We start from the raw sequence: 16,337 nt of genomic DNA on the forward strand, positions 1-16,337 counted from the left end.
GCTAGGCTCGTGCCGCGGCGAAGCGTCTCTCCGCCAGCCTGCCGGACAGGCTGATGGCGAGATTGATGACGAGGAACACGAGCGCCGAACCGATCATGGTCTCGAACGGCCGATAGCTGGAGCTCGCGATCTGCTGCGACGTGCGTAGCACGTCGACGACGGTGATGACCGACAGAAGCGCGGTGCCCTTCACGACGATCGTCGCCTCGTTGATCAGCACCGGCACGATGCGCCGGAACAGCTGGGGCAGCACGACCTTGAGCCAGATGGCATGCGGCGGCAGTCCGAGCGCCGTCGAGGCCTCGATCTGACCAGCGTCGATGGTGGCAAGGCCGCCGCGCATGCTCTCGCTGACGAACACCATGCTGTTGAAGGCGATGGCCGAGACGCCGGCCACTTCGGGCGAGAGGTCGAGACCGACCGCCGGAAGCACGTAATAGGCGATGAAGATCTGGATCAGGAGCGGCGTGCCACGCACGAAACTGATGACGACGGCGATGCACGCATTGACGGCGGCGATCTTCCGGGAACGGACGATCGTCAACGCGGTGCCGAGCACAAGAGCCAGCAGCATGATGATGACCGCCAGCCGCAGGTTCACGGCCGCAGCGCTGATCAGACGGGGCAGGATCGACAACAGATAATCGAGCTTGAAGCCCATGATACGGGCCTTTCCTGTCGGAAGATGCCTGGTCCCGCCGTTACCCTTTGGTCGTCGCGCCGGCTACATGGCCCCGGGCGGCAGATAGTCCTTGTCCGGGATCGTCATCTCGAAGCCGAACCACTTCTTCTGAAGCGCCGCGAGGCGTCCGTCGTCGCGCATCTTGCGGATCACCCCGGAAATGGCGTCGCGCAGATCCTTGTCGTCAGGCCGCGTCACCCAGGCGAGATAGGGGTGTACGCCGTCCTGAGGGATCGGCGCCATCAGCTCGAAGACGTCGGACTTGTCCTTGACCAGCGCAGCAAGACTCGGCAGCGGCTGGAGCACGGCGTCGACCTCGCCATTCGCAAGCGCCACGTAGCTCTCGGGGTAGGCGGTGAAGAGCTTCAGCTCCTTGAAGCCCGTGCCGCCCGCGGCCTTCAGCCTGGCATCGAGCGCACGCGCAACCGGTTCGGTCGACGAGGCCAACTGGGTTGCGACCACCTTGCCGTTGAGGTCTTCCACCTTGGCGATCTTGTCGCCCTTGCGCTTCATGGCGTAAGGCAAACCGTCGGCGATCGGCATGGTGTAGGCGTAACGCTTGGCGCGCTCCGCATTGATGCCGACCGTGGTGGCGACAAAATCGAACTTGCCGGCCAGCACACCCGGCAGGATGCCCTGCCAGGGCAGATCGAGCTGGTTCAGCTTCTTGACACCGAGCCCCTTGACCACCTCGGCGAGGATGTCGGATCCATAGCCGATGATCTTGCCGTCCTTGACGAATTCGAACGGCGGAAAGGCAGCCTCCGTGCCGACCGTCAATTCGCCGGTTCGCTTGATCTTGCCCAGCGTCGTCTCGGCGAAGGCTGGCCGGCTCACGACCAGCGCGAGGCAGGCAGTGCCGGCCAGGATGCCGAATATCGTGCGATTGGTCTTCCGCATGGCTGATCCCTCTATTTGTCTGTGGTCGCAAAGCATGCCGGCGCCTCAGGCGGGCGGCGCGTCGAAATAATTCGCCCTCACCGCCGCGCCGATCAGATTCACGATCAGGCGGCCGACCGTGATGCAGGTGATCATGTTGACGTCGATGGATGGCGTGATCTCCACGACGTCCATGCCGACCACGCGCCCCTTGCGCACGAGGCCATGGATGAGTTTGCGGACTTGATGGAAGGTGAGGCCGCCCGGCGCCGGCCCCTCGACGGCAGGCATCACGCTGGGATCGAGGCCATCGGCGTCGATCGTGATGTAATACTGGCCGCCCTCCGGAATCCGCTCGAGCACCGACTCCATGCCCTTGTCGTGCACCTCGAAGGCCGGGATGATGTTGGAGCCGTAGGCTGCCGCCGCCTCGACCTCTTCGGGCCGCGCGCTGCCCGACGAGCGAATGCCGATCTGAAAGATCTCGCCGATATGGGGCATCTCGGAGGCCCGCCGGATCGGACTCGAGAGGCCGTCGCGAACGCCATTCACCTCGTCGCGCCAGTCGATATGGGCATCGACCTGAACCAGTGTGATCGGGCCGTGGCCCTTGAAGGCGCGCAGGATCGGGATCGGAATGCCATGGTCGCCGCCGATCGTGATGGGCATGGCGCCGGCGGCAAGGATCTTGCTTACCGCTTGTTCGGCCCGAGCAGAGTGGCTGCGGAGATCGGTCATGTCGGCAGGCACGTTGCCGACATCGACCACTTTCAAAGCGCGTCCGCCGTAGATCGGGCCACCGACGTCGAAATCGTAGCGCTCCAGGCTGCGACAGATGCGATCGGTGACCGAACGGACGGCATCGGGTGCCTTCGACTGGTCGTTGGTGATCGCGGCGGCATCGTAGGCGCTGCCGTAGGGAATGCCGAGGATGGCAATGTGTGCGTCGAGAGCGTCGAGATCGGTGCAGATTGGCGACCAGAGCAGGCTCTGGTGCTTGAGAGAAGGCGGCACCGTCAGGGGCAAAGCCATACGTCCTCCAGATCACAGCAGGTTGGTCTTGCCGAACAAATCGGCATCTGGCCGCCGGGCGATCGGTCTGCGCATTGCCCGGATGTTCAGCGACGGTAACGCGGACCGGACGGCGGGCGGAATGACGTTTCCCGAAACCATGCTTGCAGGAACCGCAACATGAAGCACGTCCCACCGGCGCCCGTTCCGCCGCTCACCGAGAGCGATCTCAGATTGCTGCGCATCTTCCGCGCCGTCGCCGAAGCGGGCGGGCTAACCGCGGCGGAGGCCCAGCTCGGGATGGAGCGATCGACCATCAGCCGGCATCTGCTCGCGCTGGAAACGCGCCTCGGCAGCAGGCTGTGCTTTCGCGGCCCTTCCGGGTTCGAGCTGACCGATTTCGGCCACCGGGCCCTGCTCGCCAGCATCGTGGCCTGCGACGCGCTCGAAATGGTGCATCACGAGCTCAATCTGGCCAGGAACATCCTCTCGGGCGAACTGAAGATCGGCATCGCCGACAACTGCCTGTCCAATCCGCAGTGCCGGTTAGCGGGCACGCTGGCCCGGTTTCGCGCCGCCGCCCCCGACGTCACCCTGAACGTTGCGATCGGCCTGCCGGGCGCGCTCGTCGAGGACGTGCTGGAGCGGCGACTGCATCTTGCGATCAGCGGCCAGCCCGCCATCAACAGCAAGCTCGAATACGTCTCGCTGTTCACCGAGGAGTTCCGGCTCTACACGGCGGCCGCCAGGCCGCTTGCGCTCGACGACTTGCGCGACGGCGTGGTTCTGGTGACGCGGACAAACGATCGACGCACGCAAAATCTCGCGCGACGGCTTCACATCAAGCAACATGCCGTCGCCTTCGGGCTGGAGGCGGTCGCGACAATGCTGGTCGGCGGCGGCTTCGTCGGCTTCCTGCCGACACATTATGTCGAGATGCTGAGACCGATCCATCAATTAGCGGAGGTCGCGGGCGCCGAGGCGTTCCGCTACACGACCCAGTTCTCGCTGATCTCGGCGATCAATCGTCCCCTGCCGCCGAGCGGCCGGCTGCTGACCAGATTACTGACCGATCCACAGAGCGCGAGCTGAGGCGTCGCGCTCTGTCGTCTTCTTTCAGGACCATTCACCCCCATCCCAGACCTGCACGACGTGGCCGGGCGACGCTTCGCGATACTGCCGGCGAGGCGGCTGGTAATCCGGCGCGCGCACCGGGCTTCTGATCTCGTCGTTGGAGGCCTCGCGCTTCGTGCCGCGACGCGAGGGGTCTGGCACCGGCACGGCGGCCATCAGCTTTTTCGTATAGGGATGCTGCGGATTGCCGAACACGGAAGCGCGCGGGCCCATCTCGACGATCTCGCCGAGATACATCACCGCGACGCGGTGGCTCATCCGCTCCACCACCGCGATGTCGTGGGAGATGAAGAGATAGGCGAGGCCCATGCTGGCCTGGAGGTCGAGCATCAAATTGACGACCTGCGCCTTGACCGAGACGTCGAGCGCGGACACCGCCTCGTCCGCGACGATCAGCTTCGGCCCGAGCGCGAGCGCACGCGCAATGCAGACGCGCTGGCGCTGACCGCCGGAGAATTCATGCGGGAAACGCGCGGCCATGTCGGCGGAGAGACCAACACGCACGAGCAGGTCGGCAACCTTGTCGCGGGCCTGTGCAGCCGTGGCGAGCCCGTTGGCGAGCAGCGGAGCCGCAATCGCCGTGCCCACCGACATGCGCGGATTGAGGCTCGCGAACGGATCCTGGAACACGATCTGCATGTGCTTGCGAAAATCGCGCAAGGTGTGGCCGTTCATGGCGAGCACGTCCTTGCCGTCGATCAGGACCGTGCCGCTGTCGGGCTCCGTCAGCTTCAGGATCGAGCGGCCCGTCGTCGACTTGCCGCAGCCGGATTCGCCGACCAGCGCCAGCGTCTCGCCGGCGCGCAAGGTGAAGGAGACGTTCTCGACCGCGTGGACGCGGCCCGAAACTTTTCCGAACAAGCCCGAGCGGATCGGAAAGCGCGTCGTGAGATTGGCAACTTCGAGCAGCGGCCGCTCGGCGGTCGAGACCGTATCGGGCGTCTCGATCGGCTCGTCCGAAGTGCCCGTCACCTTGTCGACGATGGGAAAACGCATCGGCCGCCGACGTCCGTCCATCGAGCCGAGGCGCGGCACGGCGGCGAGCAGCGCGCGGGTGTAGGGATGCGCGGGGGCTGCGAAGATGCGCGAGGTGGCATCCGTCTCCACCGCCTGCCCGCCATACATCACCACCGTGCGGTCCGCGATCTCGGCGACCACGCCCATGTCGTGGGTGATGAAGAGGATCGACATCCCCTGCTCCTGCTGAAGCTCCTTCAGCAATTCGAGGATCTGGGCCTGGATGGTGACGTCGAGCGCGGTGGTCGGCTCGTCCGCGATCAGGAGCTTCGGCTTGCAGGCCAGCGCCATCGCGATCATCACGCGCTGGCGCATGCCGCCGGAGAAGCGGTGCGGATGCTCGTGGAAGCGCGACTTCGCCGCCGGGATGCGGACGCGGTCGAGCAGGCGGATGGTCTCGGCCTCCGCCGCCGCGCGCGACAGGCCGCGATGCTGGATCAGCGCTTCCGCGATCTGGAAGCCGATCGTGAGCACGGGATTGAGGCTCGTCATCGGCTCCTGGAAGATCATGGCGACGTCGTTGCCACGAATATCCGTCATGCTCGCTTCCGGCAGCGACAGCAGGTCGCGGCCGGCAAGCGTGACGCGGCCCTCGATCCGGCCGATCTCCTTCGGGACGAGCCGCATGATCGAGAGCGCAGTGACGCTCTTGCCCGAACCGGACTCGCCCACGATCGCCACGGTTTCCCGGGGCGCGATGTCGAACGAGACGTTGCGGACGACGGGAACCCACTGCCGCTCGAGCATGAAAGACGTGGTCAGCCCGGCAATCGACAGCACCGGCGCCTGCGCCTCGGCAACGATCTGGTCGGATGCGTTTGCGCCGATGCTCATGCGAAAACCCTAGTAGCCGCGATCACGGTCGACACGTCCCGGCAAGGCCTCGCCGCGGCGGTGACGCGCGATGGTATCGAGCACGTAATCGACCGCCGTTTCCGGCTTCGTCGTGCTGGCGATGTGCGGCGTCAGGAGAATGCGCGGATGGCTCCAGAACGGATGGCCTGCAGGCAGCGGCTCGGGCTCGGAGACGTCGAGCACGGCAGCCGACAGCCCCCCGCTGTCCAGCGCCGCGATGAGATCAGCCTCGACCAGATGCCCGCCCCGCCCGACATTGAGCAGCCGCGCCCCACGCGGCAGGCGCGCGAACATTTTTGCGTTGAGGATGCCGCGCGTCTCCGAGGTCAGCGGCAGCAGACAGACCAGAATGTCGGTCTGCCCCAGGAAATCCGGCAAGGCGTCCGCGCCCGCATAACAGGTGACGCCGTCGATCTCGCGCGGCGAGCGGTTCCAGCCGAGCAGAGAGAAACCGAACGATTTGAGCCGTTCGAGCACGGCCTGACCGAGCAGGCCGAGGCCCATCACGCCGACACGCCGCTCGCTCGTGTACGTCGCCGGAAGCTCGCGCCAGACTTGATCGCGCTGCTGGGCGATGAACTGCACGAGATCGCGATGCAGCGCCAGCACCGACATGCAGGCATATTCGACCATGCGATCGGTGATGCCGGGCTCCATCATGCGGACCAGCGGAACATGCGGCGGCAACTTGGTGATGTCGAACTGATCGACGCCGGCACCGACCGAGAAGACCAGCTCGAGATTGGGGAACGTCGCCGCGATGTTATCAGGGGGCACCCAGGTCACGAGATAGCGCACCTGCGCGGGATCGCCGATGTCGGGCCAGAGCCGGAACGGCATGTCGGGCGCGCGCTCCGCGAAGAAGCGAGCCCACTCCGCGCCGCGCGCCACGTTGGCCTTGTAGAGAACCGTCATGTCACGCGCATCCTCAAAACGGGCTGACCGGCGCGAGCCGGCGACCGTCGATCATGCGCTTGTGGCTGTAGGCCGCAGGATCGACCAGCGGCGTCGAGCCGGTCACGATATCGGCGGCGAGCTTGCCGGCCGCCGGGCCAATGCCAAAGCCATGGCCGGAGAAGCCGGTCGCGAGGAAGAAGCCCGGCAGCGCATCGACCGGCGAGATCACGGGAATGGTGTCCGGCGTGCAGTCGATCGTGCCGCCCCAGGCTTCCGCAACCTCGATGTCCTTGAGCTCGGGGTTGGACTTGATCAGCGCTGCCAGCGCCGAATTGACCAGCGACATGTCGGGCGCGGGATCACGTACACGCTCGGTCTCGAACGGCGACGGCTTATCAAAACTCCAATTCGTGCCGCGCATGAGCTGGTCGAAGAACGACTTGCCGAACGACATCTTCAATCCGTTGCGGCGATGCAAATAGGTCGGCCAGAACGTCCAGGCGTACCGCAGCAGATCGGGCGACAGCTCGACCGTGCCGCGGTTGCGCAGCGCCAGCGTGAAGCCGCCGTCGAGGCGGCGGCGGATGCAGTAGAAGTCGGTGCCGAGCGCGCCCAAGGTGATCTCCGGCGCCGGCGTGGTCCGGCATGCGGTGGCATTGACGAGGCCGATCGGCAGCTCGATGCCGTGACGGCGGCAGAACAGCGATGACCATGCGCCGCCCGACAGCAGCACGGACTGGGTGCGAATGGTGCCCTTCTCGGTGACGACGGCGCTGACCCGGCCGCCGGTCGTTTCCAGCCCGCGCGCGGCGCAGCCCTGATGAATGGTCACGCCGTGCTTGCGCGCGGCGGTGGCGAGCGCGGGCACGGCCATCGACGGCTCGGCGCGGCCATCGCTCGGCGTGTGCAGGCCGCCGACCCATTTGTCGGCATTGCCCGGCATGCGCTCGGCGACCTCGGCCGGCGTCAGCACGGTGGAGTGGACCTGCTGCTCGCGCGCGATCGCGGCCCAGCGCTCCCAGCCGGCCAGCTCGTCCTTGCTCTTGGTGAGGAACAATACGCCGGTGCGGCGGAAGCCGGCATCGACGCCGGCGTCGTTCTGCATGTCCTCCCACAGCCGCAGCGCCTCGCGGGCAAGCGGGATTTCCTCACGTGCGCGGCCCTGCTGGCGGCACCAGCCCCAATTGCGGCTCGACTGCTCGCCGCCGACATGACCCTTCTCGACGAGGGCGACGGAATGGCCCTTCTTCGCCAGATGATAGGCCGCGGACACGCCGATCACGCCGCCGCCGATGACGACGACGTCCACCTGCGCCGGCAGGCGTTCGTCGCTATTTATACGGTTGAGCGGCGGGGACATGGGGCACTCCTGGCATTCATTTCGGTCGAGTTCTTGCTCGTCATGGGATGTTCATCCGCGGATCGAGCGCATCGCGCAGCCCGTCGCCGAGGAAATTGAAGCTGGTCACCGCGAGCGTGATGGCGACGCCCGGCACGATCGCGAGCCAGGGCGCGCTGGTGAGATAGATCTGCGCGTTGTTGAGCATGTTGCCCCAGCTCGCGGCCGGCGGCTGGATGCCGAAGCCGAGATAGCTGACATAGGATTCGAGCAGGATCGCCTTGGCGACGTTCAGCGTCGCCGCCACCACGATCGGCGCGATCGCATTGGGTACGAGCTCGCGGAACATGATGCGCAGGTTCGACGACCCGAAGGCGAGCGCCGCCACGGCAAACTCGCGCTCGCGCAGCGATCGCACCTGGGCTTCGACGACACGGGCAACGGCCATCCAGGCGGTGGCCGCGATCAGCACGGTGGTGGTGACGAGGCCGGGCTCGGTGAGCGCCGCGAGCGCGAGCAGGAGGAAGATGGTCGGAAAGCACAGCACGGCATCGACAAGCCGCATCAGGACCGCGCCGACGGCGCCGCCATAGAAGCCGGCGAACGCGCCAACCATGATACCGATCGCCATCGCCATCACCATCGCGACGATGCCGATCGAGAGCGAGACGCGCCCGCCCATCATCAGCCGCGCCAGCACGTCGCGACCGAGCTCGTCGGTGCCGAGGATATGCGCGCCCGACAGCGGCGGCGCGAACCGCTTCATGATGTCGATATAGGTGTCGTCGAACGGCAGGAGATAGGGACCGAGCGCCGAGCCGAGGACGAGGACGAGAATGATCACCGCGCCCGCAAGCGCAAGACGATGACGGCAAAAGCGCCGCCACGCGGCCTGACCGGGCGTGCGCTGGACAGTGGAGAGGACCGCAGTCGCCATCGCCTAGCCCACCCGGATGCGCGGATCGACGACGGCATAGAGGATGTCGGCGAGCAGCGAGCCGATCAGCACCATCGTCGCCGAAAACATCAGGATGCCCATCACCACGGGATAGTCGCGGTAGCCGATGGAATCGAGGAACAGCCGGCCCATGCCGGGCCAGGTGAACACGGTCTCGGCGACCAGCGCGCCGCCAAGCAGCGTCGGAAACTGCAGGCCCGCCACGGTGATCATCGGCAGCAGCGCATTGCGCAATGCATGCACCGTGAGGATGCGCCACTCCGGCATGCCCTTGGCGCGCGCGGTGCGGATGTAGTCCTGGTTGATGACCTCCAGCATCGAGGAGCGCATGAAGCGCCCCCACATCGCGGTCTCGACCAGCGCCAGCACCATGGCCGGCGCAATCAGATGATGCACGAGGTCGAGGAAGGAGCCGTCGCCGATGGTCTGCCGGTTGCCGGCAGGCAACCAGCCGAGCTTGACCGAGAACACGTAGATGGTGACGAGGCCGAACCAGAAGGTCGGGATCGACAGCGCGATCATGGCGCCGACGGTAGCGAGCGTATCGAACACCGAATAGCGGCGCAGCGCGCCCAGCACGCCGATCCAGCAGCCGAGCAGCACCGCGATGATGGTTGCCGTCGCCATCAGCTCCAGCGTCGCCCCGAGATGCGAGGAGATCACCGACAGCACGGCCTCGCCATCGCGATAGGACTTGCCCCAATCGCCCTTCAGCATGCGGCCGAACCAGTCGAGGTACTGGATCGGCAGCGGCCGATCGAGGCCAAGCTGCCTGGTGACGCGGTCGAGATCCTCCTGCGTCATCTGGCCGGAGACGGCAAACTGCGAGAGCGGGCCGCCCGGCGCCAGATGCAGGATGGCAAAGCCGATCGCCGAAACGATCACGAGCAGCATGATCGCCTGCGCCAGGCGATTGGCGACGTAGCGGGCCATCTCAGGCGATCCAGCCGGCCTGAGACATCAGGCCCAATACCATTCGCGCATGTTCCAGCTGTTGATCGACATGTTGATGTTGGGACGGAAGCCTTGCAGCCCCTCCTTGATGCCCTCAGCGATGAAGCTTTGAAACAGCGGCAGGATCGCGAGGTCGTTGCGGATGAGCTTTTGCAGCTCGCCATAGGTCGCCTTGCGCTGCGCCAGGTCGAATTGCTTGGCGCCTTGAGAAAGCAGCCGGTCGGCCTCCGCACTCTGATATTGATAGGTGTTGTAGCCGCGGCCGCCCTTGGCGGGAATGGCACCGGAGCCGAAGCGCGGCGTCACGTCGGGGTCGCTGCCCAGCATGAAGTTCACGCCGACGATCACCGAATTGAACTTCGATTGCTGCCAGAAGTCGCCCCAGATCACGGCCGCCGGCATGTTGTTGACGCGCATCGTTGCGCCAATGGCCCGCCAGTCCTGGATCAGGAGTTGCTGGCACTGCTCGCGCACGGCGCTGCCCGCCGTCGTCGAATTGGTGAATTCGAGCTTGACGCCGCCCTTCTCGCGAATGCCGCTGGAGCCGCGAACCCAGCCCGCAGCGTCGAGCAGCGCATTGGCCTTGGCAGGATCGTATTTGTGCTGCGGCAGCCCCTGCTGGAACGACCAGGCCTGCTGCGGCACGAAGCTCTCGGTCTGCGTCGGCAGGCCGTAATAGAGCGCATCGATGATCGCCTGCTTGTTGATGCCGAGATAGAGCGCCTCGCGCACGGCACGGTCGGCGAAGGGACCAAAATCCAGGTTGGGCGCGATATGCTCCACCGACGAGGTCGAGGAGACGAAGATCTTGCGGCCCTTCAGCGTCTTCGCCTCCTGCACGAAGTTCGGCAGGATGCCCGCGAGGCCGGTGTAGTCGACCTGGCCGGTGCGGAACTGCGTGTAGAGCACGGTGAGATCAGGGATGTATTTGAAGACCACGCGTTCGACGTACGGCCCCTTGCCGTGATAGCCGGTGTGGGCATTCAACTGGATATGATCGCCAGGCACGCGCTCGGCCCAGCGGAACGGGCCGGTCCCCACCGGCGCGTTGTGGAACGGCGAGGCATTCGGATCGGACACCTTCTCCAGGATGTGCTTGGGCACGATGAAGGTGAACGAGGCCAGGATCGACATGTAGGGCGAATAGGGCGCTTCCATCCGCCAATGGATCTCGTCGGGCGCCACGACGGTGATGTCCTTGACGAGGCTATGGCCGACCCGGCTGCGCGCGCGGAAACCGGGATTGTTGATCAGCTCGATGGAGAATTTGACGTCCTCCGCCGTGAACGGCGTGCCGTCGTGCCACTTCACGTCGCTGCGGAGCTTGATCTTCCAGGTCAACCCGTCGGCCGACAGGCCGCCATTCTCGAGGGTCGGGACTTCGCGGGCGAGGTCGGGAACGAAATTCCCGTCGGGGTCGATGTACCAGAGCGGCGAAAACACCTGCCACCAGATGCCCTGATCGACCTCGATGCCCGGCATCAACGGATGGAAGACGGTCGGCTCCTGCGACAGCGCCGCGATCACCTGGCCGCGCGGCTTGCTCGGCGGGCTGGTCGGGCGCTCGGTCTGCGCGAAGGCGTTGCCCCCGAGGCTCCATCCCGCGGCCGCGCCGGCGCCGAGCTGGAAGAATTGACGGCGATTCGGAACACCGAGATGCACTGCCCCAACGCCGAACTTGCCGGTGTCGCCTGCCATGACCCACTCTCCGTTGTCGCACGCGGCACCGTCTCCCGCGCCCCCGAGACCCCGGCAAGGGACAAGGAGTGGGCTTTAGTGCTTCTAAATTTTTCGATCAAAAGTTCACCATGACTAAATACAGCTGTCAATCGCATTGCTAGTATGCGCGACCTTTTCACTGTGACTGAACCTCGGACCGACGCGGTCCCGGGGTGAGACGATGCATGGGAGAGCGACATGAATGGTCGCGGCGATACGAACGGCACCAAGGACGCCCCGGCGAACGAGGCCGACGATGCGGTCGACCAGCGCCTCGGCGAGACCGTGCGGCTGCTGCGTCAGCGCGCCGGGCTCTCGATCCAGGACGTCGCCAACAAGACCGGCCTCTCCAACGGCATGATCAGCCAGCTCGAACGCGCGCGCGCCATGCCGTCGATCCGCACCCTGCGCCTGCTCAGCATCGCGCTCGACGTGCCGATCTCCTACTTCTTCGAGACCAGCGAGCCCGGCGACGTGCAGCGCTACATCGTGCGCAAGAACGCGAGGCGCCTGCTGCGCCTCACCGCCAGCGGCGTCGTCAAGGAAGCCCTCACCCCCGACGGCAAGGGCCAGCTCGAGTTCTACGAACTCACGCTCAATCCCGGCGCCTCCTCAGGCACCGACTTCCTCCAGCACACCGGCGAGAAGGCGGGCTACATCCTGTCGGGCAGCCTGCGGCTGTGGCTCGACAACCAGGCCCATCTGCTGGAGGCCGGCGACAGTTTCCGCTTTCCGAGCATCGTGCCGCACATGTTCGACAACCCGACCCAGCAGGTGGCGCGAGCAATCTGGGTGACGACGCTGCTCCAGACCGATTCGCCGGCAGGTTGAGGCACGCGCACTGTTCCCGGCGTCCCCGGTGCCGCAAATTGACCCTCGACGGAGAGCCGGGCAGTCTGTAGCTGACATGATGCCGGCTCGTCGACGGCGCGGCGGGCGGTCCGCGGCTGACGTCTTTGGTGTGACATGAAACTCAGGGGGCTTCTGACACTCGCGATGGCCGCGCAGCTCGTCGTGACCGCCGCAGCCCTCCTCGCCTCCTATGCCGTGACCGGAACCGCCGGCGGCTTCGGCACTCCCCAGCTCATTGCCCTGCTCGCAAGCGCCGCCATTGCGGCGCTGATCGCGCGTCTGTGCCTGCGTGCGATCGAGACGACGCAGCACAAGCAGGCTGCCGCAGCCCTGGCGGATCAGACGAAGGCCATCGCCGAGAGCGCGCAGATGACGCAAGCCATCATCAAGACCGCACTCGACGCCTTCGTCCAGACCGACGAGCGCGGCATCGTCCTGGAGTGGAGCTTCCAGGCCGAAGCCCTGACCGGATGGACGCGCCACGAGGCCATCGGCGCCGACGTCGTCGACCTCCTCGTCGCCGAGCCGCTCCGGGCCGGCTTCAGGCAACGCATGATGCGGCTGTTGCCGGAACTGTCGCACGCGCCGATCGGCATCCGCTTCGAGGCGAGCCTGCTGCACAGGAACGGCGGCGAGATCCTGATCGAGGCGTCCAGCACGGCACTGCGTCTCGGGGGGCGCCAAATCATCAACACCTTCGTCAAGGACGTCACGCAGAAACGGGCCGCCGAGGAGCAGCTGATCCAGGCCCAGAAGATGGAGGCGGTCGGGCAGCTCACCGGCGGCATCGCGCACGAATTCAACAACATGCTCACCGTGATCACCGGCACGATCGAGATCCTCGCCGACGCCGTGAAGGACAATCCGCCGCTTGCGACCATCACCAAGCTGATCAGCGAGGCCGCCGACCGCGGTGCCGCGCTGACATCGAGCCTGTTGTCCTTTGCCCGCAAGCAGGCGCTCCAGCCGGCCGAGATCGACGTCAACGAGCTGCTCGAGGAACTGGCCAGGCTGCTGCTGGCGACCTTCGACAAGAAGATCGAGATCGTGACGAAGCTGGACGCCAATGCCTGGCTGGCTTTCGCCGATCGCGGTCAATTGAGCTCGGCGCTGCTCAACCTCGCCATCAACGCCCGCGACGCGATGCTCGACGGCGGCAGACTGTCGCTGACGACACGCAACGTCGTGTTCGGCGTCCGCGAGGCCGTGGCGGTCGGCGCCGGCTATGCCGGCGACTATGTCGAGATCGAGATCGCCGACACCGGCACGGGCATTCCGCAGGCCATTCTCGAACGCATCTTCGACCCGTTCTTCTCGACCAAGGAGGTCGGCAAGGGCACCGGGCTCGGGCTCAGCATGGTGTTCGGCTTCGTCAAGCAGTCCGGCGGCGGCATCAAGGTCGCCTCCACCGAAGGACGCGGCACGACGTTCACGATCTACCTGCCGAAAGCCGAGACCAGCACGCTTCGCCCGGCCGGCTACGACGAGCGCAAGGTCGTGGGGGGCAAGGAAACCATCCTCTGCGTCGAGGACGACCGCGACGTCCGCCAATACGTCACGGTGCAGCTGGAGAGTCTCGGCTACAAGGTCATCCCAGCCGCCAACGCCACCGAAGCGCTCGCCATCGCGGCGGAAGGCAAGGCGTTCGACCTGCTGTTCACCGATATCGTGATGGCCGGCGGCATCAATGGGCGCGAGCTCGCCGAGCAGATGGTGGCCGCGCGGCCCTCGCTGAGGGTGCTGTTTACCTCCGGCTACGCTTACGACTCGCCGCACACGCAGGGCCACGCCACCATGGGCGCGCCGCTGCTGACGAAGCCGTACCGCAAGGCCGAGCTCGCCCGCATGCTGCGCCGCTCTCTCGACACTGCCGTCGATTCCGCGGGCGATGCGATCCCGACGCCCTACTCGGTGGAGGCGGACGTCGAGGGCTTTCTGCGTAGGCAGGCGGCCGAAGACAGCGGCAGCACGCGATCGCGAAAGACGTAGATTTCAGTTGGCCGGCCGGACCGAGCCAATGATGGCTCATGCACAATTCTCTTGCAACCTGCGCGAGCAGCCTGAATATTGTCTGACCCGGACAACCATTTCAGAGCCAGACGTTTTCAAAAACCTAAGCCTTACTCGGCATCATTCGAGGACCAGCCGATGGCGGACGCCACAAATCAACAATTCAAAGAGCAGACGCCGAACACCTACAAGTGGGCACTGGGAGCAAGCGGCGTGGTCGCAGTCGCGACAACAGCGGCGCTGTCCGTAGCCCCTGAAGTCGCGGGTTACGCTATGGCTGGCCTGATGTTCTTCATCTTGCTGATGTTCATTGTCGTCAACTTGGAGATTGGGACCACTGCCAATACCAATCCCCTTGCGCAAAATGCGCGGCTTCAGGTGAAGGTCTTGTCCTGGTTTGCAACCGTTGCTCTCATCCTAGGAGCGACATCGATCATGTCGTCGATCCTGCTTGGATGGCCACTACAAATATCGATTGCCCAAGACACGGGATCGAAGAAGTACCTCGATTCCATCAAGCGCTATGACCTCCCGAAAAGCAGCATCGAGCGAATTGCGGCCGGCGTCTGGCAGGAAAGACTTTTGAGGGATAATTCCGTTCTCTACACATACACGGAGACGAGCTTCACGCCGCAATTCCTGACATTGTGGGACGACAAGCGAAACGTAACGGTGCGAGTTCCAACGCGGGGCGGCATGCTGGAATGGTCCATCAACGACAAATTTAAGGACTGCGACGGCGAGTATTGCTGGGGCGATGTCAACCAGGCCACGATGTTCAGATGATGATGGATCGTCCTTGTCTCTCGCTTTTCGACAAAATATTGATCGGGACGCCGGCGTTTTCTCTAGCTCATCCTCCGCCGCAGCGTGGCCGACGGCGTCTCGCCGAATTTTTCGCGGTAGGCGCCGGCCATGCGGCCGAGATGGGTGAAGCCGAGATCGAAGGCGATCTCGGTGATTGAGGCGTCGGGCGCGGCCTGCCCGAGCCGCGCGTGCAGGCCGGCAAGGCGCATGTCGAGCAGCATCTGTGAGATCGAGATGCCGAAGTGACGGCGGAAGCCGAGCTGGAGCGCGCGGATGCCGATGCCGGAGGCGCGGGCAAGCTGTACGAGGTCGAGCGGCTCGCCGGCATTGTCCTCAAGATGGTCGCGCGCGGCGCGGAGCGCCCGCGGCAGCCGCTCGGCTTGCCCCGAGAACGTCCGGATAGCATCCGACAGGCCATGACGCTGCCCATTGAGGAGGAGATCGAGCAGCGCCTCGCGCCAATCGGCCATTGCGACCGGTGACATCCTGCCGGACGGCCCGAGGCGCTCGGCAATCAGCATCAGCTCGGCAAGGCCGGTTTGCAGGCGGCGCCCGGAGGACGTGTCCAGGTCGATCGCAGCATCGAACTCGACCGCGCCAGCCGCCCTGCCCGACAGCGCCGCAGCACGCTGCTCGACCATGCGGCGGTCGAGCAGCAGGATCGCCTGCGCGCAGTCGCTCCACGCCATCCGGGTCGGGATGGTCGGCGACAGCAGCGACGCCGTCCGGCCTGGACTTGCATCGAGCTCACCGGCACCGGCACGTATGCGGGCCGAGCCCGTGAGCGGGACCTGCACCAGGAAGAAGCGTTCGAGGCAGCCGGGATCGATACTGACCGATCCGCCATAGGCGACGTAGTTGATGGAAAAGCCGTCGAAGGCCGCGCAATTGTGCCGGGCCGAGAAACCGGCCGCACGCGGCCGTGACGGTGTCAGATCGTGCGGGCAGAAGATGCGCCCGATCTGCTCGGCCGCTTCGTCGACATCGTCAGTGGTGACGCGGGCGAAATCCGCAAGCCGTTCGGCTGCAGACGTCCTTGCGCTCATTTCCTGCACGGCTGCGGACATCGTCGACCACGCTTCGCGTCACGGAATTGCTTTAAGCCTATAATAGTTCCTCAAACGCGAAAAGGGCCGCAAGGCGCAAAATCGTCGTGCTGCATGGCAATAGCCGCATCCGGATTCGTTTAGCGGATAGACAGGCGGCCCATGGCCGGCCGAAGC

The 16,337-nt window shown here is 65.4% G+C and carries 14 protein-coding genes; 4 read left to right on the forward strand and 10 right to left on the reverse strand.

Translation table 11 applies throughout. The features are described 5' to 3' along the window. Position 1: 1 nt before the first annotated feature. The 3 genes from GGD63_RS19610 to GGD63_RS19620 all read right to left on the reverse strand — a co-directional run bounded on the left by GGD63_RS19610 (position 2) and on the right by GGD63_RS19620 (position 2,593). Positions 2-661 (reverse strand): amino acid ABC transporter permease, encoded by a 660-nt coding sequence (locus GGD63_RS19610; RefSeq protein WP_183244817.1) that lies wholly within the window; start codon positions 659-661, stop codon positions 2-4. Between the two features lie 63 nt (positions 662-724). Continuing rightward, positions 725-1,582, reverse strand: a complete 858-nt coding sequence (locus tag GGD63_RS19615; protein ID WP_183244818.1) for a transporter substrate-binding domain-containing protein — start codon at positions 1,580-1,582, stop codon at positions 725-727. A gap of 45 nt (positions 1,583-1,627) precedes the next feature. Further along, entirely contained in the window at positions 1,628-2,593 is a 966-nt protein-coding gene (locus tag GGD63_RS19620; protein ID WP_183244819.1) for an agmatinase, read from the reverse strand. A 159-nt stretch (positions 2,594-2,752) separates the two neighbouring features. On the opposite strand from GGD63_RS19620, the gene GGD63_RS19625 reads away from it, so the two are divergent. Next, on the forward strand, positions 2,753-3,664 hold the full coding sequence (locus tag GGD63_RS19625) for a LysR family transcriptional regulator (RefSeq protein ID WP_183244820.1): 912 nt from the start codon (positions 2,753-2,755) through the stop codon (positions 3,662-3,664). 24 nt (positions 3,665-3,688) lie between these two features. Here the strand turns inward: GGD63_RS19625 and GGD63_RS19630 are convergent, their stop codons facing one another. The 6 genes from GGD63_RS19630 to GGD63_RS19655 are packed head-to-tail and all read right to left on the reverse strand — an operon-like array spanning position 3,689 to position 11,424. Further along, positions 3,689-5,557 carry an ABC transporter ATP-binding protein gene (locus GGD63_RS19630; RefSeq protein ID WP_183244821.1) on the reverse strand — a complete coding sequence of 623 codons (1,869 nt, stop codon included), beginning with the start codon at positions 5,555-5,557 and terminating at the stop codon, positions 3,689-3,691. Between the two features lie 9 nt (positions 5,558-5,566). Then, the gene (locus GGD63_RS19635) at positions 5,567-6,493 is read right to left on the reverse strand and encodes a glyoxylate/hydroxypyruvate reductase A (RefSeq protein ID WP_183244822.1); all 927 of its coding nucleotides are present in this window, start codon (positions 6,491-6,493) and stop codon (positions 5,567-5,569) included. Positions 6,494-6,506: 13 nt separating this feature from the next. Then, a complete protein-coding gene (locus GGD63_RS19640) occupies positions 6,507-7,835 on the reverse strand; it encodes an FAD-binding oxidoreductase (protein WP_183244823.1) in 1,329 nt (442 codons plus the stop codon). A 40-nt stretch (positions 7,836-7,875) separates the two neighbouring features. Further along, entirely contained in the window at positions 7,876-8,751 is an 876-nt protein-coding gene (locus GGD63_RS19645; RefSeq protein WP_183244824.1) for an ABC transporter permease, read from the reverse strand. Positions 8,752-8,754: 3 nt separating this feature from the next. Beyond that, positions 8,755-9,705, reverse strand: coding sequence for an ABC transporter permease (locus tag GGD63_RS19650; protein WP_183244825.1), 951 nt, complete (start codon positions 9,703-9,705; stop codon positions 8,755-8,757). 27 nt (positions 9,706-9,732) lie between these two features. Next, a complete protein-coding gene (locus tag GGD63_RS19655) occupies positions 9,733-11,424 on the reverse strand; it encodes a peptide ABC transporter substrate-binding protein (RefSeq protein WP_183244827.1) in 1,692 nt (563 codons plus the stop codon). 219 nt (positions 11,425-11,643) lie between these two features. Between GGD63_RS19655 and GGD63_RS19660 the strand changes: the two genes are divergently transcribed. The 3 genes from GGD63_RS19660 (at position 11,644) to GGD63_RS19670 (ending at position 15,093) form a co-directional block, all read left to right on the forward strand. Continuing rightward, positions 11,644-12,276, forward strand: a complete 633-nt coding sequence (locus GGD63_RS19660) for a cupin domain-containing protein (protein ID WP_183244829.1) — start codon at positions 11,644-11,646, stop codon at positions 12,274-12,276. 135 nt (positions 12,277-12,411) lie between these two features. Then, positions 12,412-14,286 (forward strand): ATP-binding protein, encoded by a 1,875-nt coding sequence (locus tag GGD63_RS19665; protein ID WP_183244830.1) that lies wholly within the window; start codon positions 12,412-12,414, stop codon positions 14,284-14,286. Between the two features lie 159 nt (positions 14,287-14,445). After that, positions 14,446-15,093 (forward strand): hypothetical protein, encoded by a 648-nt coding sequence (locus GGD63_RS19670; RefSeq protein WP_183244831.1) that lies wholly within the window; start codon positions 14,446-14,448, stop codon positions 15,091-15,093. 62 nt (positions 15,094-15,155) lie between these two features. On the opposite strand, the gene GGD63_RS19675 is transcribed toward GGD63_RS19670, so the two are convergent. Continuing rightward, complete coding sequence (locus GGD63_RS19675) at positions 15,156-16,181, reverse strand: AraC family transcriptional regulator (protein WP_183244832.1); 1,026 nt, start codon at positions 16,179-16,181, stop codon at positions 15,156-15,158. Between the last annotated feature and the right edge of the window lie 156 nt (positions 16,182-16,337).

The sequence above is a fragment of the Bradyrhizobium sp. cir1 genome (assembly GCF_014198245.1).
Classification (GTDB): Bacteria; Pseudomonadota; Alphaproteobacteria; order Rhizobiales; family Xanthobacteraceae; genus Bradyrhizobium.